Below are 20,772 nucleotides of genomic sequence, written 5' to 3' on the forward strand. Positions count from 1 at the left end.
CGGTGTTCAGCCGGCCCGGTCGAGGCCGACGGTGCCGGCCAGGTCGAGGCCGGCGGCGCCGGCCAGGACCGGGCGCAGCAGGGGTGGCGCGGGGTGCATCACGGGGGCGTCGAGGTCCCCGACGGTCTCCAGGGCGGTGCCGGAGCGCAGCGCGCGGCTGAGGGCCGCGCGGACGGCGGCGAAGGCGGCGGTGTCCGGCCCCGCGTCGATGCCGACGCCCCAGACGGTACGGGTGCCGAGTCGACACTCGGCGTACACGACCACGTCGTCGCGCTCGCTGACCGCGCCGACCCCGGTGCGGTGCACGGCGCGTACGTCGATCCCCCAGGACAGCATCGTGGTGCGGATCTGCTCGACGGCGTCGGCCCGGGCGGCGCCGACGGTGAAGCCGCCGCCCCCGACGTGCAGCTCGGTGTCGACCATGTCGCGGAAGCGCAGCGGCACCGACAGCGGGCGCTGCACGACGTACTCCTGGAGGAACAGCTCCCCGATGCGGGCCGGTGAGATCTCCGCCCCGGCGGCGTCGGCCTGCGCCTGCACCACTGCGGCGAACTCCAGTTGCAGGTCGCGCGGCAGGAGCATGCCGTGCCGGCTGGCCAGCACGTACGCGACGCCGCCCTTACCGGACTGGCTGTTGATCCGGACCACGGTCTCGTAGGTGCGGCCGACGTCCTCCGGGTCCAGCGGAAGGTACGGCACCTCCCAGGGCAGGTCGTCGACGGACGCGCCGATCGCCATCGCGGCCCGGGCGCGCTCGTCGAAGCCCTTCTTGATGGCGTCCTGGTGCGAGCCGGAGAACGCCGTGTAGGCCAGGTCCCCGCCGTACGGGTGGCGCGGGTGCACCGGGAGTTCGTTGCAGTACTCGACGGTCCGCCGGATCCGGTTGATGTCGGAGAAGTCGATGCCCGGGTCGATGCCCTGGGTGTAGAGGTTGAGCCCGAGCGTGACCAGGCAGACGTTGCCGGCCCGCTCGCCGTTGCCGAACAGGCAGCCTTCGATCCGCTGCGCGCCGGCGAGGGTCGCCAGCTCCGCGGAGGCGACACCGGTGCCCCGGTCGTTGTGCGGGTGCACCGAGAGGCACACGTGCTCGCGGCGGGACAGGTTGCGGTCCAGCCACTCGATCTGGTCGGCGAACACGTTCGGCATGGTCCGCTCGACGGTGGTCGGGAAGTTCAGGATGATCGGCCGGTCCGTCTCCGGCTGCCACACGTCCATGACCGCTTCGCAGACCTCGAGGGAGAACTCCAGCTCGGTGTCGTTGAACAGCTCGGGCGAGTACTGGTAGCGCAGGTCGGTGCCGGCCAGGGTGCGGTCCGCGTACTTCATCATCAGGCGCGTCCCCTGGACCGCGAGGTCGAGGCACTCGGCGCGCGTCATGCCGAAGACGACCCGGCGGAACAGCGGTGAGGTCGCGTTGTAGATGTGGATGCGTGCCCTCGGCGCGCCGGCCAGGCTCTCCACGGTGCGCCGGATCAGCTCGTCGCGGGCCTGGGTCAGCACCGTGATGCAGACGTCGTCCGGGATCAGGTCGTCCTCGATCAGCAGCCGGACGAAGTCGTGGTCGTCCTGGCTCGCGACCGGGAAACCGACCTCGATCTCCTGGTAGCCCATCTCCACGAGCAACCGGAACATGGCCAGTTTCCGGGCCGGGCTCATCGGGTTGGCCAACGACTGGTTGCCGTCGCGCAGGTCGGTGGAGAGCCACCGGGGCGCGGTGGTGACCGTACGGCTCGGCCACCTCCGGTCCGGCAGGCTCACCGGGGCGGAGGGCAGGTAGCGGCCGGCGGAACGTCGACTCGGGTTCACGATGGATTCCTTTCCTCGCTGTACGGAGCCGGCGCGTGTGGCCCGGCCGCCACCTGACTCATCCGCGGGTGCCGAAGTACATCGAGTACGAGTAGGGAGTGAGGAGCACCTGGACCTGACAGGTGTCGGACTCGTCCTGGACTCGGAAGGTGACAGCGATCTCCGGGTACGCGGCGCTGACGCCGAGGCCGGAGAAGTAGTGGTCGCTGTCGAAGACGATCCGGTACGGGCCCCTCTCCAGGAGCTCTGCCGCCCAGTCGTCGATGTGGCCGTCGGGGTCGGACTCCGCGTCGGCGACCGGCTTCCAGCCACCGTCGTCAGCGCGTTCCAATCGCGCCCGGATGCCCGCCGCCGGGCGGCCGAACACTCCGTCCAAAGCTTGCGCCGAAACACTCATGTGTTGTCACCTGCCAGTCGGTCCCGTCGCGGTGACCCGCGGTGCGAGCCGGCGACGGTTGGTTGCCGGATTCCCGGCCTAGGGCAGAAGACTGCGCCGGTTGGCTATCGGATGGCCTTCGCCGTTCTATCGCCGGCTATCGGTCGCTATCCGATAGCGGTGATAGGGGGTGGCAGGCGAACAGATAACCGGGGGATGGGGCTCGTTCCTACGTTGGTGACATCGCCGAACACGGCGGAACGAAAACCCCCTCACCTGGAGGAACATCGCCATGCGTAGCAACGTCTCGCTCACCGTCAAGGCCCGCATCGCCATCGCTCTCGCCGCCGCCGCCGTCACCGTCGGGATGTTCGGAGCGACCGCCGCACACGCCGAGGACGCCAGTGGTAGCACCCCGGCGCCGGCGGCCACCCCCACCCCGAGCACGACCGCCTCCCCCAGCCAGCCCTGGGGCTGACGGAGCACCACGTGGGTCTCCGGCGGGCCATCTGATCAACGGCCACCGGGCACACGTCCCGGGAGCCCGGTACGGCTGACGAGCCGGCCGGCCGCACCCGAGTTTCAGCCCTGACGAAGTCCCTGCACCACCGAGGAACCGCTGCCCGTGCGATCCGGCCGCTGCTGCCGAGGTTGACGCACCAGCGGAACCACGTTGTCCCGCACCGGTTCGGCCGCCGTAGCCGCCGGATGTTCCCGGCCACCGGCCGCCACGTACGCCTCCGTCAGCTTGGTCAGCACCCGCTGTTCGAACTTCGGCGCGCGGATGCCCCGGAACAGTCCCAGTGCCCGGTGCAGGTGCACCACCGCCTGTGTCGCACTGCCCCGTTCGAGGGCGAGTTCGCCCAACGCCAGCGACACCCGCGCCTCGATGAGTCGTTCCCCGGCCGTGCTCGCCAGGCCCAGGGCGCTCTGCAACGCCGTTTCGGCGGCGCACAGATCACCGGCGGTCATGTGCGCCACGCCCAACCCGTGCAGCGCGTACGCCTCACCGACCGGGTCGCCGATGTCCTGCACCACCGCCAACGCCTCGGCGAAGGCAGTGGCCGCCGCGTGCGGGTCCCCGGTGTTCAGGTGGGTGTCGCCCATGCGGTGCAGCACCTGGGCCTCCACCCGGCGACTGCGGGCGCTGCGGCTCATCACCAGCGCCTCGGGCAGGATGGCCAACGCGTCCTGCGGATGTCCGCTCTCCATGTGCACCTGCGCCAGACTGTGCAGGACGTAGGCCGCTGCGCCCAGGTCGCCGCTGCGTCGGAAGCTGTTCAACGCGTGCTCGTAGCGGGTGGCGGCGGCCGGCAGGTCCCCTCGGATCCGGTCGGCGAACGCGATCTGCCGGGTGACCAACGCCAGCCCCTGCTCGTCGTCGAGGCCGCGGAAGATCACCCCGGCCGCCTCCAGGTCGCGGCGCGCCTCGTCGAATCTCTGCTCGGCGAGGAACAGCGAGCCGTTGGAGTAGAGCATGGCGGCCTGCCCCCGCTCGTCACCCGCCGCCTTGCTGGCCGCGAGCGCGATCCGGTGGGTCTCCCGCCAGTCGTTGAGGTAGATGCGGGGCTCGAAGAGGGTCACCGCGATGTGGGCGAGTGTCCAACACAGGTCGGTGACGCCGGCCTGCGCGGCCTGGCGGACCCCGGCGACGAGCGAGTGCCGCTCCCGTTCGAACCAGCTCAGCGGACGGGCGACCAGCTGCTCGGTCAGTCGTTGCGGCAACGGCCAGCGGGTGGCGTCGCTGCTGAGGACGAAGTAGGGGCCGCCGTGCAGGCCGCAGTGGGCGGCCTCGGCGAGGAACAGCAGGGCGCCGAGCACCCGGCACAGCGCGGCGTTGCGGTCGGCGACGCTCTCCTCGGCGGCGAGGCGTTCCCGGGCGAAGACCCGGATCAGGTCGTGGAAGCGGTACTGCGGGACCTGGCCTGGCCCCATGCTCGTGCTCTCCACGAGTTGCGCCTCGGCGAGGTCGTCCAGCAGGTCCTGGGCGTCCATCACCGGCTCGTCGAGCAGTGCGGCGCTGACCCAGCCGGAGAACGACGGCACGTCGAGGACGGCGAGCCGACGGAAGAGCCGGCGGGCCTCCTCGGTGAGGCTGTCGTAGGTGAGCGAGATGCTGGCCCTGATGCCCATCCCGCTGTGTTTCAGCTCGTCCAGGCGCCGCGCCTCGTTGTCGAGCCGCTCGACGAGATGCTCGACCGTCCAGTGCTGCCGTGCCGACAGCCGAGCGCCGGCGATCCGCAGGGCCAGCGGCAGGTTCCCGCACAGAAAGGCGAGTTGGGCGGCTGCTTCGGGCTCCTGCTCGATCCGTTCCCGTCCGGCGACGTGCGCCAGCAGTTCGAGCGAGTGTTCCTCGTCGAAGACGTCGACGTCGAGGTGGATCGCCCCGGGCAGGCCGGCCAGCCGGCTGCGGCTGGTGACCAGCACGGCCGAGTGGGGGGTGCCGGGCAGCAGGGGCAGCACCTGGCTCTCACCGGCCACGTTGTCCAGCACGATGAGCATCCGGCGGTCGGAGAGCAGGTCCCGGTAGAGCTCGGCGCGTTCCTCCAGCACCTCGGGCATCGCGGTGCCGGGGACGCCGAGGGTCCGCAGGAAGCGTTCCAACACCTGCATCGGGCCGACCCGCTGGGGACTGCGGCCGTGCATGTCCGCGAAGAGCTGCCCGTCCGGGTACCGGGTCGCCGCGCGGTGCGACACGTGCACGGCGAGGGTGGTCTTGCCGATGCCCGGCTTGCCGGCGGCCACCACGATCGGCACAGCGAACTGCGTCGGGCTCTCGGCCGCCATCAACAGTTGCTGCTCGATGACGTCGATCTGCTTGGACCGGCCGGTGAAGTCGGCGATGTCGGTGGGGAGCAGGCACGGCACGGTGGCCGGGACGACCGGTTCGGTGGGGGCGACGATCACCGGCGGGCTGATCGCGCCGACGGGGAGATCGTCCACCGGCGCGACGACGAGCGCCGGTGCGACCGGTGGCAGCGGCGCGGGGGCGGGCGGCGCGGGCGAGACCGGTGCGGCGAGTTCCTCGTCCGAGGTGAGGATCGCGTGTTCCAGCTGTTGGAGCCACTGGTTCGGTTCGAGACCCAGCTCGTCGATCATCGTGCGGCGGGCCTGCCGGTAGACCTCCAGGGCCTCGGCCTGGCGGCCGGACCGGTACAGGGCGAGCATCAGCTGCCCCCGTAGCCGTTCCCGCAGTGGGTGCTGTTCGACCAGGTCGGAGAGTTCCGGAATGAGATCGCGGTGCCGGCCGAGTTCCAGTTCGAGTTCGACGCAGTCCTCGTGGAGGTTGATCCGCCGCTCGTCGAGGCGGTTGGCGGCCGACTGGACCAGCCGACTCTCCAGCCCGTAGAGGGCGCGGCCACGCCAGAGGGCGAGGGCGGCGCGAATGTTTCGGACCGCCTCGTCGATGTTCTGGGCGGAACGGGCCCGCCGGCCGCTCTCGACGAGACTGACGAACCGGTCGAGGTCCAGGGCGCCCTCCGTGACCCGGAGCAGATAGCCCTGGGACCGGGTGACGATGGTGTCCGGGTAGTCGTGGGTGTTGAACAACCGTCGCAGCGCCGAGACGCAGATCTGCACCTGGGCACGGGAGGTGCTGGGCAGGTCGTCGCCGTAGATGGCCTCCATCAGGCGCCCCACCGGGACCACCCGGTTGGCCTCCAGTGCGAGGCTGGCGAACACGATCTGTTGGCGGTGCCCACCCAGATCCAGCCGTCTGTCGTCGACCAGAACCTCAAGCGGCCCCAGAACCCGTACCTCCACGCGCACCTCCCCCGCGGTGACGCGACATCGCCGTCGTCGCTCGGTGCCAGCCCCCCGGCCGGCTACCGATCGCGCTTCTCGACCGTGGCCTGAGCGGTCCGGAGATCGAGACATCTAGATACACGACTCACCCCCCGTGTTCGTCTAGAGACTACGAGCAGTCACCACGGGTCGAAAACACGAGAGGCACTTAGATGCCCGAATGTCCCAGCCAAAACTCCACCTTTCGGCTAGGCGGTCACGGGAATGACATACGTCAGACACCGCCCGGCAAGGTCCCGGATTCCAACAGCGACAGTAAAGTTGCCTTCTGCACCTTGCCCAGGGCATTGCGCGGCAATGATTCCACCACGTGCACGTGGCGCGGTCGCTTGTGCCGGGACAATCGCTTCTCCACATAGGTCACCAACGACCGGGCGGCCAGCGACTCCTCGCCGACGATGAACGCGACCACCTCCTGCCCCAGATCGGCGTGCGGCGCACCGACCACCGCCACCTCGCGCACCTGCGGGTGGGTGAGCAGGCAGTCCTCGATCTCACCGGCGCCGATCCGGTACCCGCCGCTCTTGATGATGTCGGCACTGGCCCGCCCGACGATGCGGAAGTCCCCCGCCTCGTCGACAGTCGCCACGTCACCCGTGCGGAACCAGCCGTCAACGGTGAACGTCTCGGCGGTCTTCTCGGGCAGGTGCAGATAGCCGTCGAACAGCGTCGCGCCACGGATCTGCAGCGCACCGAAGGTCGACCCGTCGGCCGGCACCGACGCACCCGCGTCGTCGACGAGCCGGGCCTGCACGCCGCGTACCGGACCCCCGACCGAGCCGACCCGTCGTGGGCCGTCCGCCCGCGTACTGAGCGTGATCAGCGTCTCGGTCATCCCGTACCGCTCGACGGGCCGGTGCCCGGTCAGCGCCTCCAACCCGGCGAAGACCGGCGCGGGCAGCGGCGCGCTGCCGGAGACCAGCAGCCGGGCCGCGGACAGCGCGCGGGCGGCGGCCGGCTCGGCGCAGACCCGGCCCCACACCGTGGGAACCCCGAAGTACATCGACCCTCGCGCGGCGGCGTACCGGCCCGGCGTCGGACGCCGGGTGTGCACCAGCGGCGAGCCGACACGCAGCGGCCCCAGCAGACCCAGGATCAGGCCGTGTACGTGATAGAGCGGCAACCCCTGCACGAGGACGTCCTCGTCGGTCCAGTCCCAGGCGTGCACCACGGCGTCGATCCCGGCCCGGATCGCGGCGTGACTGAGCAGGACGCCCTTCGGTGGGCCGGTGGTGCCGCTGGTGTAGAGGATCAGCCCGGTCGTGGACGGGTCGGGGTCGACGCTCGACAGCTCACCGCGTCGGGTGACGTCGACAGGCAGCACCGGGATCGGACAGTCCACCAGCACCGGCGCCTCCGGCTCACCGGCCAGCAGCAGCTCGGCCCCGGAGTCGGTGAGCACGTGGGCGAGCTCGGCCGCGCCGGTATCCGGCGGCACCGGAACCACCGCCACCCCGGACAGCAGACCACCGACGATCGCGGCCACGGTCGGCACACCCGGGCTGGCGAGCACCGCCACCGTCGCGGCCCCGGCGATGTCGGCGGCCACCGCGCCCGCGCCGGCCCGCAATGCTTCCCGGGAGGTGCCGTGGCCATCGACGCTCACGGCGTCCGCACGGTCGGGCCCATCTCCGGACAACGACGGCAACAGCATGGCCAGCCCCCTCGCGGCCGCACGGACGCAACCGCAGCTGAATCTACGGAACAGCCCTCCGCCGGCCCACCCCTAACTCGGCGGCCGGGCTCCTGCCACGGCGGGTCACGGACCTGCAACAAGCCCCGTTCCCCGATCAGCCCTTTCGCAACATCAACGCGGCCACTTCGGCGGTCAACTCGATCGCCCAATCAAGCTGCGGGCAATCGTTGCGACCTCGGCACTCCAAGCACCCACCGACACGCCACGGCTGGTCAAGCGCACGAGTCCAATGCGTATCGAGTATCCGCTTCACCATGAACAACTCCGTGGCTCTGGAGACCGGCTCATCGATCGACACCGCGACCTCCATCCGATCGGCAAGCCTGAGACCTGGCCGCGGACAGCCGAGCAATCCCAAGGTGATCAACGGCCCGCCCACTGGTCTGGGCCCTCCGCACCGGACCAGCCCTCTTGACGGAGCACCCACAGGCCGCCGGGCCGCGCGCGGACGCACGCCCCGCAGGGAGGCTTCGCCGTCCTGGACGGCGGCGCCTTCGACGGTTCGCCATGATTTTCCACCTCTTCTGCCGCTTTCCGAGCGCGTCCTGCCACCACAAACGGCCACCTAGACACCTTAGACGCCCCAGGCGTCTAAGGGAACGTCGGCGTTGAGGCTGTTTCGTGATCATGATCGAATGGGGTCGCCCGAACCGAAGGAAACCGACATGCCGATACCGACCGGCGGCTACCGTCAGATGGCCGACGACCTGGCTGCCCGCATCAGGAGCGGCGAATACCCACCGGGTAGCAAGCTTCCGTCCTATGCCGAACTGTCGAAGCTGTACAGCATTGCGGTGACCACGGTCCAGAAGGGTATTCGGGTGCTGGAGTTCCAGAACTTGGTGGTCGGTGTGCCCGGTCGGGGCGTCTACGTCAGGGAAGACGTGGGCCAGTAGGCACAGCCTGCCTCGCTCATTTCCCCGACGAGGCCGCCGCCGACCTCGCGGCGGCGATGGGCTGAGTCGCACCCCCGCCGGCTATCCGCGGTCGTCCGGTGGCTGCTCCTTCGTCAGGTGGAGCAGCCACCTCTCGCCGGCACGGATCAGCGCGTAACGCCGTCGGCCGGTACGACCGTGCAACGTGAACAGCATCCGACGGTCGGTCCGGTCGTGCTCCTCCCAGGTGCCGATGTCGGCGATCGACTTGTCGGCGTCCTCGTAGGTGAGGTGATCGAGGTCGTGGTCGGGCACCGCGATCGCGAGCCGGTTGTCGTTCGGGTTGTCCGGCAGGCCCCGAGGCACCGCCCAGGAGCGCAGCACTCCGCTCTCCTCCAACCGCAGGTCGAAGTGCGGTCGTGGTGTGCGGTGGTGGTGCAGGACGAAGAAAGGTGCCACTCTTCCTATTCTCGCCGCTGGGCCGGGTGGAGGTAACGTCTCAGGAAGGTCAGGATGTCGCGTCGCGCCGGTCGGGCCGCCGGCACCAGACCGGGGATGCTCAGGAAGGTGTGGACGGCTCTCGGGTGGCAGGTCAGGCGAGCATCGGTGCCGCCTTGGCGGAGCCGCTCGACGTAATGTCGTCCGTGGTCGGCCAACGGATCCAGCCCGGCCGTGACGACGAGTGCCGGTGGCAGTCCCGCAAGGGTGTCGACCATGAGGGGTGACACCCCGCGCGGGTCGAGGGTCGACGGGACGCTCAACCGTCGGGCCGCGCGCAACCGGGACAGCGGCAGTGTGGGGTTGTCGGCGTTCTCGTCGATCGACGGGTACCCGGTCATGGTGTCGGTCCAGTCGGTGACCGGGTAGTTCAGCACCTGGGCGACGAGCGGCGGACCGTCCTTGGCCGCGCGGTGGGCGATGAGCGCGGCGATCGTGCCGCCGGCGCTCTCCCCCATGACCGCGACGGCGCCCGGGTCGACACCCCAGGCGGCGGGGTGTTCGACGAGCCGGACGAGGGTGTCGTAGCCGTCCTCGATCGGATGGGGCAGCGGGTGCTCCGGGGCGAGGCGGTATTCCACCGACACCACCACGGCCGGGCATCGGGCCGCGAGGTGACTGTTGAGCCAGTCGTTCTGCGCCGCCGTCCCCGCGATGAAACCCCCACCGTGGAAGGACACGATCAGCGGCAGGTCCCGGCCGGCGGCCTTCGGTCGGTGGACGCGCAGCACCAGACGGCGGCCCGGAAGGTCGATAGTCTCCTCCGAAACCTGGGCGCGACGGTCGACACGGCCGGTGACGACCCAGGCGGCTCGGGACGTCGCCGCCCGGTTGGCCCTGTCCCGCGCGAGGATCACCTGGTCGTCGCTCATGGCTTCCCAGTCCTGCGTGTCCCTGAGCAGACGGGTGCCGAGTGGAGCCGTGGTTCTCATGAGTCCCTCCTGGGCGTGCCGACGCTGGGGGCTCACTGTCACAGTCCGTGCCCTCGGGTGGCTTGGACGAATGTTCCCGGCCGGTCAGCCATCGGCTCTGCGCGAGTGCGTCAGCGCCGGGCCGGCCACGCGACGTCGTCGACGGCGAGGAACGGCGCCCTGGCGACCTGCGCGGGCGTCGATCCGGTGAACGTCGTGACGTCCCGATGAAGGTGGGACTGGTCCGCGTAGCCGCTGTCCGCCGCCACCGCGGCGGGGGTGTGACCGGCGGCGAGGAGATGCGCGGCGTGGTCGAACCGGATGAGCTGAGCGGCCCGCTTGGGGGTGACGCCGATCTGCGACCGGAAGCGTGACCACAACCGCTTACGGCTCCATCCGACCTCGGCGGCCAGCCGGTCGATCCGCAGCTGCCCTCGGCTGTCCACCATCCGTGCCCAGGAGAAGGCGACCTCCGGATCGACAGCGCGTCCCGCGTCGTGACGTCGCGCCAACGCGGCCTCGGCGACCGTGAACCGGTCCTCCCACGACGTGGCGGCGCGCAGCCGTTCCTGGGTCCGCAGGGCGTCGCGTCCCCAGAGATCGTCGAGGTCGAGCACGGCTCCGCTCACCTCGGACGCGGCACCGAGGACCGCATGCGCCACCACCGGCGACATCCGCACCTGAAGACACGCGAAGCTGCCCGGCTGGCCCTGCCCGCGGACACGGTTGGGGGCGAGCCCCGCGACGACGGGCCCCCGCCGTTCCTGCCCGTTGCCGTCATCGATGACCAGCGGAAGGTCGCCGAGGTCGAAGACCACAGTGACACCCGGGTGGGGGATCACCTCGACGTCGACGAAAGTGTTGGCCCGGTCGCTGAACCCCGCCATGGTGGTGCCCGGCAGCCGACCCGGCCGCGTCGGGACGGCGATGTCCCACTGAGGCACATCGGCGCGAGTCTGCCCACCGGGACGCACGTGACGATCGTACGGAGCAACCGCACACCGCCAGGCCCCGGCGGCACGTCGTCAGGACGCGCCGCCGGGCGTGGTCGCGCTCAGGAGCTACAGGTGTTGAGCATGCTCTGCAGGGCGGACTTCTCCGACGACGGCAACGTCAGGCCCCAGCTGTACTTCACGGTGATCCACATCTTGCTGTGGGTGCACCGGTACGACGACAGCGGCGGCTGCCAGGTGGACGGGTCCTGGTCGCCCTTGGACTGGTTGACGTTGTCCGTTACCGCGATCAACTGCGGCCGGCTCAGGTCGTAGGCGAAGCTCTGCCGACGGCTGGTCGTCCACAAGCTCGCGCCGGAGCGCCACGCCTCCGCCAGGGGCACCACGTGATCGATGTCGACGTCGGAGGCCGCCGGGTCTCCTCTGCGGGGCTGGAGGACAACCATCTCCGGCGACCATGGCGTTCGATCGATGCGTTGCTGAAGACTTGCCATACAGCTTCTGAGCAAACGGATCGGCTGGCAACCGTCGATCGCGTGCCGCGGCGGCGCGCGCGTCCAGCCCTCAGGCGACGGCGGCGGCCATCCGGCGTACCGCCTCGGTGATCAGTTCCGGTGCGGTCGCCAGGTTCAGCCGCACATGCCCGCCGCCGCCGGTGCCGAAGGCCGTACCGGGGTTGAGCGCCACCCGGCCCCGGTCGAGGAACACGCCGGCGGGGTCGTCGCCGAGGCCCAGGGCCCGACAGTCGAGCCAGGCGAGGTAGGTGGCCTGGCCGGGTTGGTACCGGACGGCCGGCAGGTGCTCGGCGAGCAGCGCCGCGAGGAGTCGACGGTTGTCGTCCAGGCCGGTCAACACCGCGTCGAGCCACTCGCCGCCGTCGCGGAAGGCGGCGGTGTGGGCGATCACGCCGAGGTGGCTGGTGCTGACGCTGGCCTCGAACGGAACCCGGGCGAGATCTCCCGCCGCCGCCGGGCCGGCGATGAGCATCGCGCCGCGCAGACCGGCCAGGTTCCACCCCTTGGAGGCGGACATCAGCGACAGGCCGTCCTCCGCTCCGGGCACCGAGAGGTACGGCGTGAACCGCGCTCCCCCGAGCACCACCGGGGCGTGGATCTCGTCGGCGACGACTCGTACCCCGTGCTGGTCGGCGAGACCGGCGACGGCGGCCAACTCGGTCGCGGTGTGCAGGACGCCGGTCGGGTTGTGGGGGTTGCACAGCAGGTACGCGGCGGGCCGGCCACCGGCCCGAGCCTGCCCGAACGCGTCCTTCAGGGCGCCGAGGTCGAGTCGCAGATCCTCGCCGAGCGGGGCCTCGACGATCCGGCGGCCGGCGTGCGTGACGAACTCGTAGAACGGCGGGTAGACCGGGCAGTTGACGACCACCGCGTCTCCGACGTCGGTGACCAGCCGCAACGCCTCGACGACGCCGTGCATCACGTCGGGCACCAGTGCGGTGCGTTCCACGGCCAGGCCGTCCCAACCCCACCGACGGTGGGCGAACTCGGCCAGTGCCTGCGGGTACGCCGTGCCGGTGGTGTAGCCGGTGTCGCCGCGCGCGACGGCGTCGGTGATCGCCCGCGCCACCGGTTCGGCCAGCGGCACGTCCATCTCCGCCACCCAGAGCGGCAGCACGTCGTCGGGGTACTCCTGCCACTTGAGGCTGGTCCGCTGCCGCAGCTGGCCGATCGTGAGCTGGCGGAGGGGGTTCGCCGAGTCCCGGGCACCGCTGAGCACACCACTCATGGCCGAAGCCTAGTCCGCCGCGTTTCGTACCTGTTCGGCCGACAGCGGGGGACGTCGTCGCGCTGCGTGCGCTTGTTACCGTCGATGAGGGGCCACCTGCGGTCGGGGAGGACATGATGATCGGTGCGGTGACCGGCGGCGCAATCGCCGCTGTCCTGCTCGTCGGCGTCGCGGTGCTGGTCCGCCGACCGCCCGACGGTCGGCGGGTAGCCCGCTGGTCGGCCCTGGCGATCACGGTGCTGGTCGCCGCCGCGCTGACCCCGTACACGGTTGACGATTCCGGGGCCGCAGCCGCCTATCTGCTCGGCGTGCCCGTCGTCGCCGCGCTGCTGCCGGTTCTCGCGCAGTGGGCCGGTCGGCTGACCGGGGTCGCCGACGTGGTGGCCGCGCTGGGCATCACCGGGTGGGGGCTGCTGCTCGGGCTGGGCATCGGCGTGGCGTTCCTGCCGGCGGTGGTGCTTTTGATCGCCAGTGCGGTGGGCGTCGGGGCTCCTCGACCGTCCGCCGCCACCTGACGCGGGATGTCCACGCCCACCGGCCCGGCGAGGGCTGCCTCCGCCCCCACCGTCCTGTTCGACTTCGACGGGGTGCTCGTGCGCGGGGACGCGTTCGCCCTGTTCCTGCGACGCGTCGCCTTCGCGGGTGCGCGACTGCCGCTCGCCGTCGTCCTGCTCGTCCTCCTCGCACCCGTCGCCGCCGTCCCCGCGTGGCGTCTGCGGGTGGCCGGGTGGATGAGCTGGGTCGGCTTGTGGGGCCGGAGCGCGGAACGGTTGCGGACCGAACTCGGGCGGTTCGGCGCGGACCTCGGCACGGCACCAGGGCGGATCATCGCTCCCGGTCTGCGGACGGTCCAGGCTCACCTCGCCGCGGGTGACCGGGTCGTCGTGGTCACCGCGTGTGAACACACCCTGGCGCGTGCGGTGCTCGACACGATCGGCCTCTCCGCTGTCGAACTGGTGGCCTCGCAGCTCGACGGGCCGAAGCTGCTCGTGCACAACCACGGGGCGACCAAGCTGGTGCAGCTGGCCGCCCGGGGAGTGCGGCCGCCCTGGCGGATGGCCTACAGCGACTCGCTGTCGGATCTGCCGATCCTCGACGCGGCGGAGCGGGCGGTGCTGGTCAACGCCGACCTGCGACGCGTCGCCCGGGCGCGTCGGCTGCTCGGTGACCGGCTGACCACCGTCACCTGGTGCGACGACGGCCCGGAATCGCCGGCCCGCGACGCCGTCTGACCAGCGCCGACCCCGATCGTCGGGATCCTCGGCCGGGCATCCGGCACGGGCTCGACGGGACAGTGCATCGACTTGTGTCTATGCTGATGACACCACGCCGATGGCCAGTGCCCACGCCGCGCCGCCCCCGCGACCACGCACGCCGTCGACCGCCGGTCTCCACGACCGGCCGATGTCGATTGGAGTCTCCGATGAACTGGCGTCCAACCATGGCCCCGCTGGCCGGTCTGTGCCTCGCGCTCAGCGCCGCAGCGGTGCCCGCCGGGGCAGCCGCAGCACCTGCCGGACAGCCGCGTGCCGTCCAGGCCGACGCTCACGCCGCAGCCGGCGCCGCGCTCGCCAATCCGCCCGGCACACCGCCCGGCGCCTGCCCGGCGGGGGCCGGCTACGGCTCACCGCTGCCGGCAAGCTCCATGACGGCGACGAAGATCCGGAGTGGATTCTCGTTCCTCGAAGGGCCCGTCTGGGTGGCGGACGGCGGCTACCTACTGATGTCGGACATGGCCGCCGGCAGCGGGCCGTACAACGTCCAGCCGTCCACGATCCACCGGTTCACCCCGCCGGCCACCTTCGACACGTTCCTCTCCAACGCCGGCAGCAACGGCCTGGCACTGAGCGCCGACGGGCAGCAGATCATCGCGGCCACCCACGACCAACGGAGTGTCTCCGCGTACCGGCTGAGCGACCGGAGCCGCAGCACCGTCGCGGCGAACTACCAGGGCCGGGCGTTCAACTCACCCAACGACGTGGCCGTCCGCTCGGACGGGGTCGTCTACTTCACCGACCCCAACTTCCAGCGCGGCAACCGCCCGGACCAGATGAACGGCCGCACCAGCGTCTTCCGCGTCGCCGGAGGCCAGGTGTCGCTGGTCGACGACCGGCTGCGCCAGCCCAACGGCATCTCCCTCTCGCCGGACGGAACCGCGCTGTACGTGGGGGCGTACTCGGAGAACAAGATCTACAAGTACGCGGTGCAGCCCGACGGCAGCACCGGTGCCCGGAGTGTCTTCGTCAACTACATCGGCGGCCCGGACGGCGGCACCATCGACTGCGCCGGCAACGTGTACTGGACGTCGGGCTTCGACTCGCTGGTCCACGTCTACTCCCCCACGGGCGTCCAGCTCGGCACGATCCGGTCCGGCAACACCGGCACGACCAACGTGGCCTTCGGCGGGCCCGACCGGCAGACCCTCTTCGTCACCTCGGGCCCCCGGTACGACTCGGGCCTGTACAGCGTGCGGCTCAACGTGCCCGGCTATCCGTACTGACCCCGGATGGTGCCGGCGCCCGCCCCGAGCCGGGCGCCGGCACCGGCGCGGTCAGGGCTGCTGACCCGGCCGGTCGACGATGGCGATCCGGATCACCGCCCCCGCCGCGTACAGCGACTCCTTGCCGTTGCGCACCACCGACATGCGGCGGCCGACGTAGACGTGCGTGTCGCGGTCGAAAAGGATGTCCGTGTGTCCGCCGATGCTGCCGGGCACCCGGATCGCCACCGCCGGCCGACCGGCGGCGTCCACCACACCGCCCGACAGGACGACCGCGCCGGGCTCCCGGGCCAGCAGCTCGTACAGCGCCGCCAGCGCTCGCGGGGGCACGTAGCCGTCGAGCATCGACCGCGCGGTGGTGTACACCATGTTCTCGTCCCCGTAGACGGCCTCTTCGTCGGCGCCCTCGGAGAGGTGAAGGTCGACCGGGTGGTCCCGGAGGTAGCGGAACAACTCGTCCGGGTCGGCGGGCAGGTCGCCGTGGTACGCGGGCGGCGGGAACACGTCGAGTTCCTTGGTGGGGTCGTCCGGATCGTCCAGGCGGAGCACCTTCAGGTCGCTCCACCCGTTCGGTTCGGACTCCAGTCGGTGTCGTCCCTGCGTGTGCGCGACGCCTCCGGCCGACTCCCACCGCTGCACCCGTGCGTTGGTGTACGGGCCGCTGTCCGGCTCCTCCCGGAACGTCGTCACGGATTCCGTGAAGACGTACTGATCGGGTCGGGCGGTGAGCTCGGGCTGCTGCCGGGCGGCGTCGGCGGCCAGCCGGAGGATCTCCGAGGCGCTGGCCGTGGGCGGCGTGCGGTCGCCCACCCTCGTGGTCTGGACCACCAGGCCACCGGCGGTCAGTGTGACCGCCAGCCCGAACGCTCCGGCGAGGCGCCAACCGGAAAGCAAGCGCCTACGGCGTCCGGCCGACCGGTTCGCCCCGGCCGTTTCGGCGCGCTGGCTGACGTGGGCCGTCAGATCGGTGAGGAGTTGTTCTTCGAAGCCGCGCGGCGGCTGATCGATCGTGTGCACAGCGTCATCTCCTGTCGTCAGGCGAGGGTGGCGGCCGGGCGGGCGAGCACGGCGCGGACGACGCGACGGGCACGATGCAGACGGACCCGGGCGGCAACCGGGGAGATCCCGAGTGCGGTCGCCGCCTCCGCGACGGTGAGGCCGTCCACGGCGACGAGTTCGACAAGCGTCCGGGTGCCCTCGGGCAGCTCGCGCAACGCCCGATAGGTGCGGCGGGCCGCCGACTCGGCGTCGATCCGTTCCTCGATGCGGGCGATGTCGTCCGGGCCCAGGTCCCGTCGTCCGGCCAGTCGGCCGGACACCCGCAGCCGTTGGGCAGCCCGACGCCGCTCGTCGCCGATGACGTTGCGGGCCACCCCGAACAGCCAGCCGATCTGGCTGCCCCGGTCCAGGCGGTAGCCGGCCGCTGATTCGATCACCGCCAGGAACACGTCGGCGGTCAGGTCAGCGGCCAGGTGCGGGTCGTCCACCCGCCGCGCCACGAACCGGCTCACCGCCTCCACGTGCCGCCGGTAGAACACCGCGAAGGCCACCGGGTCGACGCCGATGCCGGAGATGTCGCCGTCGGATGGACTGGGGTCACTCACAGGCCGTCCCCTCTGGTTGCCGTCACACCTCTTCTTCGTAAGGCGGGACGCGGGTGTTACCGCATCGCGGAAGAAACGGGCGGACGGCACGCCGGGACACGCCCGGCGCGACCGACACGGACGAACCAGCGGGTCAGGATGCCACCGCTGTGGCGAGCCTGCGGGCCTCGGTCACCAGGCGACTCGTGCCGCCGCGCGCCACCACGTCCGCCAGGCCCGGGACCTCGACGGGGACGCCCGTCGCATGGGCCGTCTCGGCGGCCAGGGAGAGCAGGTCGGGGGTGCCGCGCGGTGGCGTCGGCGCGGCCAGCAGCGGTGGCAGCGCGGCGGCGAGAAGCCGCCAGACACTCAGTCGGGCGCCGGCCGTGACCGCGTCACGCAGCGGCGTCATCGCCCGGGTCACTGTCACCTGACGGTCCGCCGCCAACGCGCCCAACCGCCCGCCGACGCTTGGGGCGTCCAGGTCACCGGCGGCCGCCAGCATCAGCAGCGCGTCCAGGGTGGCCACCCGGTCCACCTCGTGCCGGGCGCACAGGCCGTACGCCAACGCCAGGTCGAGCGCCGGGCCGCCCGGACCGGTGCACTCGGCCAGCGCCGGCAGGATGCCGGCGACGTCGCGGGTCTCCTCCTGCACCGACCTGGCGAACTCGGGCAGCAGGTGGGCGGCGACCAGGCCCCGGTGCCCCGGCAGCATCGCCGGCCACAGGTCTCCCCAGCCGTGGTATCCCCGTCTGACCTGTGCCGGCACGGTGAGCAGACCGAGCGGGTCCGCGACGCCCTCGGGTGCCTCGCCGGAGACGACGGTACGTCGGGCGGGATGAGGGTGGTAGAGGTCGTCGGTGCGCGACCGGACCGTGACCACCTGGTGGACCGGCGTGGGCAGGGCGTCTCCGCCCAGCCAGTCGGCCAGTTCGTCGCCGGCCGCGGTGCCGAGTGCCGCCGCTCGGGCCGCCAGCGCCTCGTCCACCCCGACCGGTAGTCGCAGCAGTGCCTGGGTGAGGTCCCATCGCCAGACCGGGCGCTCGCCGAGCGCCGCCAGCCGGTCGTACAGCGCGTCCGGGTCGATCGCCCCGGTGGCCGACGTCGGGGCGGCGAGCAGCCCCGGGTCGTCCCGTCCGCTCATCCGCTGGCCTATCTCGGCCAGCCGGGCACAGAGGACCAGCGTGAGCGGGGAGTGGCGGGGCGGCTCGACCGGCGACCGACCGCGGAACGGGCGCAGGCTCCGGTTCGACAACTGGCTGAGGATGACCGACCACTGGTCGTGGCGGCTCGCGACGTCGGTCGACGCGGCGGCGGCCAGCAGCACACCATGCAGCTGGGCCGACACGTTGAACATCGCCCACGGGTGGTCGTAGACGCCCACCTGCTCGCGGCGGAGCGCCGGCAGCAGTGCGGTCGCCAACCTGTCCCGGTCGCTCGTCGCCAAGCGGACCAGAGCGTCCAGGACCCGCTCCAGAGCCGAGGACGCCATGGGTCGGCCACGCAGCCCGGACACCTCCTCGACCAGCTCGTCCACGTCGGTGATCGGCGGCAGGGCAGCCACCGCCGGCGTACGGGGTGGCAGCTCGTCACCCGCGACCACGACCGTGACCGCGACGGGAGGCTGGTGACCGTGCCGCCGGGCCAGTGTCACCGCCCGGTCCCGCAGGTCGGCCGCGGCATGGTCGGCACCCACGGCGAGAACGTCGGCGATGTCCGCCGCCCGCTCGGGGTGCTGCCGGGCGAGCAGGTCCAGCCAGGACAGCTGCCCTCGCACCAGCGCCTTCTCCGGCCGGGTGAGCACGGTCCGGGAGGTGTCGAGGAGCGCATCCAGCTCCACGCCGTCGCCCACCGTCCGCAGCGTGCGCTGGGCGGCGGCGGCGACCGGTCCGGGCGCGTCGGCGAGCAGCCGCAGGTACGCGCTCGCCCGCGCCGTCACCTCGCTGCCGACGGGTGTCAGCAGCTCATGGAGGGCGAGGAAGGGCCGCAGCGCGCCGGGGCGGTCGCCGCGCAGCAGCCGGCCGAGCACCCCGTCGAGCAGCAGCACGCGGTCGAGTCGCCCCTCCGTCGCCAACGTGACCAACGCCGAGGGCACCGAGTGCCCGACGCCCCGGTACGCCAGGTCGGTGCCGATCCCGTCGACCTCGAACAGCCGGGGCAGCAGAGCATCCAGGAAGGGGTCGGCGCGTAGGCGGTCGAGCAGGAGCCGATGCTGGTCGTCGCGCCGTCGCCACCACAGGGCGTGCGTCCAGCCGGCGACGAACGCGTCCCCGGTCGGCGGCACCGCCTTCTCCGCCAGCAGCAACGCGGCGATGAAGTGCCAGCCCTCCCACGGGCGGCTGCGGGGAATCCGCTCGGCCAACCGGTACGCGAGGTCGGCGATCCAGTCCACGCCCCGCTGCCGGGCCGCGTCCACGACCGGCGCCGGATCGGCATCGGTGAGCATGACCGACCGCCGGCCGAGCAGGGCCGCGACCTTCGTCGCGCTGCTCAGCGTGCCGACCGCCGCCACCGCCAGGGCCGTCGCTTCGTGGTGCGCCCACCGGTTGTCCCGCCGCTGCCGGACGTGAGCGACCAGTTCGTCGCCGAGCGCGCGTCGGCCCGGTTCGTCCAGCTCGTGCAGCACCGCCGCGACGGACGACACATCGCCGCGGATCAGGGCCTCGAAGAGATCCGTCACACCGTCACCTCCGCCATCATCGCCACCGCGAGAGCGTGCTTGCACGGGCCGCGCTGGCCCCGGTGCTTCGCCCACCACTGGCAGGTGCACGTGAAGCTCCCGTCGGGCAGCCGGCGGACCCGATAGTCCTCGTCGCCGCTGCGTACCGTGGCATGCTCCTCGTCCCGGTGCACCGCGCCCTGCTCCACCAACGTCCGCGCGCCGACCAGGCGGGGGTTGTCCCGTTCGGCCCGACCCGCGTCGTAGGGCATCGCGCGGTGGAAGTACGCCCCCTCGGCGACGTCGAACCCGACCCGCCCGGCGGTGCCGAGCTGGGCCAGCGCGGCGCGGACGCGGTCGTCGGGCAACCCGGTCGCGTCGGCCAGCGCGGCGACGTCGACGGTCGGATCCCAGGCGAGCAGCCCGCCGACCAGCTCCGCGTCGTCGATCACCTCGTCACCGGCGAGCGCGAGCAGGGCGGCCCCCTCACCGGAGAACCCCCGGTACGGCTCGGGTGAGAGGGTCAGGGACAGCCGCAGGGCACCGGTGTCCAGTTCCCAGGTGCTCGGCACGGCCGGCGACCCGGCGCGCACCGCCGGACCGTACACCCGGAGGCTCCGCGCGTGACGGAGCAGCCCGCGCAGCGCCGCGAGCCGGCCCGCGCCGGCCAGGCAGACGGCGCCGGGCACCGGCCGCGAGGTCAGTCGGAGGGTACGTCCGGCGGGCACCGCCCAGAGCACCGAGCGGTCGCGGGCACTGGGCAGCCGACGCAGGAACGCCACCGCCTCGGCGGCGGGGATCTCGGCGCGCGGTTCGAAGCCGGCGGTGAGCACCTGCACCTCGGCGAAGCCGCGCAACCAGCGACCCGGCAGGGGCACCTTCCGCTCCACCACGGCACCGTCCATCGTGGAGACCGTGAGGTCGTTCGGGCCGACCGCCACGTGCAGCGGGTCGATCCCGCCGACCCGGGCGAGCGCTTCGCGCAGCGGCGGGTTGACGTCCACGTTCGTGGTGCCGTGCCCGACGACCTCCCCGTCGAAGCCGGCCGGAACCACGTCCATCCGGGCGTACACCCCGCAGCAGCCGGAGAACGACTCGAAGCGCAGCCGCTCCCGACTGCCGGTGACGACCGGGTCCAGGCTGGCGGAGCTGACCGGCTGGTGGTAACGGGTGCGGGCCACCTCGGCCACGGCGAGCAGGCCGGCGGCGGCCGCCGCCGGTGTGGTGAAAAACCCCGAGAAGAAGCGCGGGTTGGCGGCCGGGCCGCCGCTGGTCTGGAGGTCGAGGCCGGCGGCGCGCAGAGTTGACGGCTGGAGGTATCGGTACGTCTGAACGGCGTTCACGGGACACACCGTAGGAGTTCCCACC

Annotated in this window: 18 protein-coding genes and 1 pseudogene; 5 read left to right on the plus strand and 14 right to left on the minus strand. The window is 71.9% G+C overall.

All coding sequences use genetic code 11. From position 1 onward, the window contains the following. Positions 1 to 6 precede the first annotated feature (6 nt). Both GA0070612_RS24780 and GA0070612_RS24785 read right to left on the minus strand, forming a co-directional pair. On the minus strand, positions 7 to 1,806 hold the full coding sequence (locus tag GA0070612_RS24780) for a 2-isopropylmalate synthase (protein ID WP_088990102.1): 1,800 nt from the start codon (positions 1,804 to 1,806) through the stop codon (positions 7 to 9). A 58-nt stretch (positions 1,807 to 1,864) separates the two neighbouring features. Beyond that, positions 1,865 to 2,203 (minus strand): hydroxyisourate hydrolase, encoded by a 339-nt coding sequence (locus GA0070612_RS24785; protein ID WP_088990103.1) that lies wholly within the window; start codon positions 2,201 to 2,203, stop codon positions 1,865 to 1,867. Positions 2,204 to 2,474: 271 nt separating this feature from the next. Here GA0070612_RS24785 and GA0070612_RS24790 point away from each other — a divergent pair, with 271 nt between their 5' ends. Continuing rightward, the gene (locus tag GA0070612_RS24790) at positions 2,475 to 2,660 is read left to right on the plus strand and encodes a hypothetical protein (protein ID WP_088990104.1); all 186 of its coding nucleotides are present in this window, start codon (positions 2,475 to 2,477) and stop codon (positions 2,658 to 2,660) included. A 104-nt stretch (positions 2,661 to 2,764) separates the two neighbouring features. Here GA0070612_RS24790 and GA0070612_RS24795 read toward each other — a convergent pair whose 3' ends face one another. From GA0070612_RS24795 to GA0070612_RS24805, 3 genes are all read right to left on the minus strand, one after another. Beyond that, positions 2,765 to 5,944 carry an AfsR/SARP family transcriptional regulator gene (locus tag GA0070612_RS24795; RefSeq protein WP_088990105.1) on the minus strand — a complete coding sequence of 1,060 codons (3,180 nt, stop codon included), beginning with the start codon at positions 5,942 to 5,944 and terminating at the stop codon, positions 2,765 to 2,767. A 256-nt stretch (positions 5,945 to 6,200) separates the two neighbouring features. Continuing rightward, a complete protein-coding gene (locus GA0070612_RS24800) occupies positions 6,201 to 7,640 on the minus strand; it encodes an AMP-binding protein (protein WP_088990106.1) in 1,440 nt (479 codons plus the stop codon). A gap of 136 nt (positions 7,641 to 7,776) precedes the next feature. Next, entirely contained in the window at positions 7,777 to 7,992 is a 216-nt protein-coding gene (locus tag GA0070612_RS24805) for a hypothetical protein (protein WP_088990107.1), read from the minus strand. Between the two features lie 355 nt (positions 7,993 to 8,347). On the opposite strand from GA0070612_RS24805, the gene GA0070612_RS24810 reads away from it, so the two are divergent. Beyond that, positions 8,348 to 8,578 (plus strand): winged helix-turn-helix domain-containing protein, encoded by a 231-nt coding sequence (locus GA0070612_RS24810; RefSeq protein ID WP_088991742.1) that lies wholly within the window; start codon positions 8,348 to 8,350, stop codon positions 8,576 to 8,578. Between the two features lie 81 nt (positions 8,579 to 8,659). Here the strand turns inward: GA0070612_RS24810 and GA0070612_RS24815 are convergent, their stop codons facing one another. From GA0070612_RS24815 to GA0070612_RS24835, 5 genes and pseudogenes are all read right to left on the minus strand, one after another. After that, the gene (locus GA0070612_RS24815; protein WP_231924321.1) at positions 8,660 to 9,016 is read right to left on the minus strand and encodes a DNA polymerase ligase N-terminal domain-containing protein; all 357 of its coding nucleotides are present in this window, start codon (positions 9,014 to 9,016) and stop codon (positions 8,660 to 8,662) included. A 5-nt stretch (positions 9,017 to 9,021) separates the two neighbouring features. Next, positions 9,022 to 9,987, minus strand: coding sequence for an alpha/beta hydrolase (locus GA0070612_RS24820; RefSeq protein ID WP_231924322.1), 966 nt, complete (start codon positions 9,985 to 9,987; stop codon positions 9,022 to 9,024). Between the two features lie 110 nt (positions 9,988 to 10,097). Beyond that, positions 10,098 to 10,940 (minus strand): AraC family transcriptional regulator, encoded by an 843-nt coding sequence (locus GA0070612_RS24825; protein WP_231924323.1) that lies wholly within the window; start codon positions 10,938 to 10,940, stop codon positions 10,098 to 10,100. Positions 10,941 to 11,020: 80 nt separating this feature from the next. Then, positions 11,021 to 11,332: pseudogene (locus GA0070612_RS24830) on the minus strand (GmrSD restriction endonuclease domain-containing protein); the annotation flags it as partial. A 151-nt stretch (positions 11,333 to 11,483) separates the two neighbouring features. After that, positions 11,484 to 12,662, minus strand: a complete 1,179-nt coding sequence (locus GA0070612_RS24835; RefSeq protein WP_088990109.1) for a MalY/PatB family protein — start codon at positions 12,660 to 12,662, stop codon at positions 11,484 to 11,486. A 128-nt stretch (positions 12,663 to 12,790) separates the two neighbouring features. On the opposite strand from GA0070612_RS24835, the gene GA0070612_RS24840 reads away from it, so the two are divergent. The 3 genes from GA0070612_RS24840 to GA0070612_RS24850 all read left to right on the plus strand — a co-directional run bounded on the left by GA0070612_RS24840 (position 12,791) and on the right by GA0070612_RS24850 (position 15,162). After that, on the plus strand, positions 12,791 to 13,177 hold the full coding sequence (locus tag GA0070612_RS24840; protein ID WP_157742591.1) for a hypothetical protein: 387 nt from the start codon (positions 12,791 to 12,793) through the stop codon (positions 13,175 to 13,177). Between the two features lie 6 nt (positions 13,178 to 13,183). Continuing rightward, the gene (locus GA0070612_RS24845; RefSeq protein ID WP_088990111.1) at positions 13,184 to 13,894 is read left to right on the plus strand and encodes a haloacid dehalogenase-like hydrolase; all 711 of its coding nucleotides are present in this window, start codon (positions 13,184 to 13,186) and stop codon (positions 13,892 to 13,894) included. A gap of 191 nt (positions 13,895 to 14,085) precedes the next feature. Next, a complete protein-coding gene (locus GA0070612_RS24850) occupies positions 14,086 to 15,162 on the plus strand; it encodes an SMP-30/gluconolactonase/LRE family protein (RefSeq protein WP_088990112.1) in 1,077 nt (358 codons plus the stop codon). A 51-nt stretch (positions 15,163 to 15,213) separates the two neighbouring features. On the opposite strand, the gene GA0070612_RS24855 is transcribed toward GA0070612_RS24850, so the two are convergent. The 4 genes from GA0070612_RS24855 to GA0070612_RS24870 all read right to left on the minus strand — a co-directional run bounded on the left by GA0070612_RS24855 (position 15,214) and on the right by GA0070612_RS24870 (position 20,747). After that, positions 15,214 to 16,056 (minus strand): CU044_5270 family protein, encoded by an 843-nt coding sequence (locus GA0070612_RS24855; RefSeq protein WP_157742592.1) that lies wholly within the window; start codon positions 16,054 to 16,056, stop codon positions 15,214 to 15,216. Positions 16,057 to 16,196: 140 nt separating this feature from the next. After that, entirely contained in the window at positions 16,197 to 16,766 is a 570-nt protein-coding gene (locus tag GA0070612_RS24860; RefSeq protein WP_088990114.1) for an RNA polymerase sigma factor, read from the minus strand. Positions 16,767 to 16,899: 133 nt separating this feature from the next. Next, the gene (locus GA0070612_RS24865) at positions 16,900 to 19,425 is read right to left on the minus strand and encodes a hypothetical protein (protein WP_088990115.1); all 2,526 of its coding nucleotides are present in this window, start codon (positions 19,423 to 19,425) and stop codon (positions 16,900 to 16,902) included. Then, positions 19,422 to 20,747, minus strand: coding sequence for an SWIM zinc finger family protein (locus GA0070612_RS24870; RefSeq protein ID WP_088990116.1), 1,326 nt, complete (start codon positions 20,745 to 20,747; stop codon positions 19,422 to 19,424). Before GA0070612_RS24870 ends, GA0070612_RS24865 begins: the two co-directional genes overlap by 4 nt. Positions 20,748 to 20,772: the final 25 nt, after the last annotated feature.

The sequence above is a fragment of the Micromonospora chokoriensis genome (assembly GCF_900091505.1).
GTDB lineage: Bacteria > Actinomycetota > Actinomycetes > Mycobacteriales > Micromonosporaceae > Micromonospora > Micromonospora chokoriensis.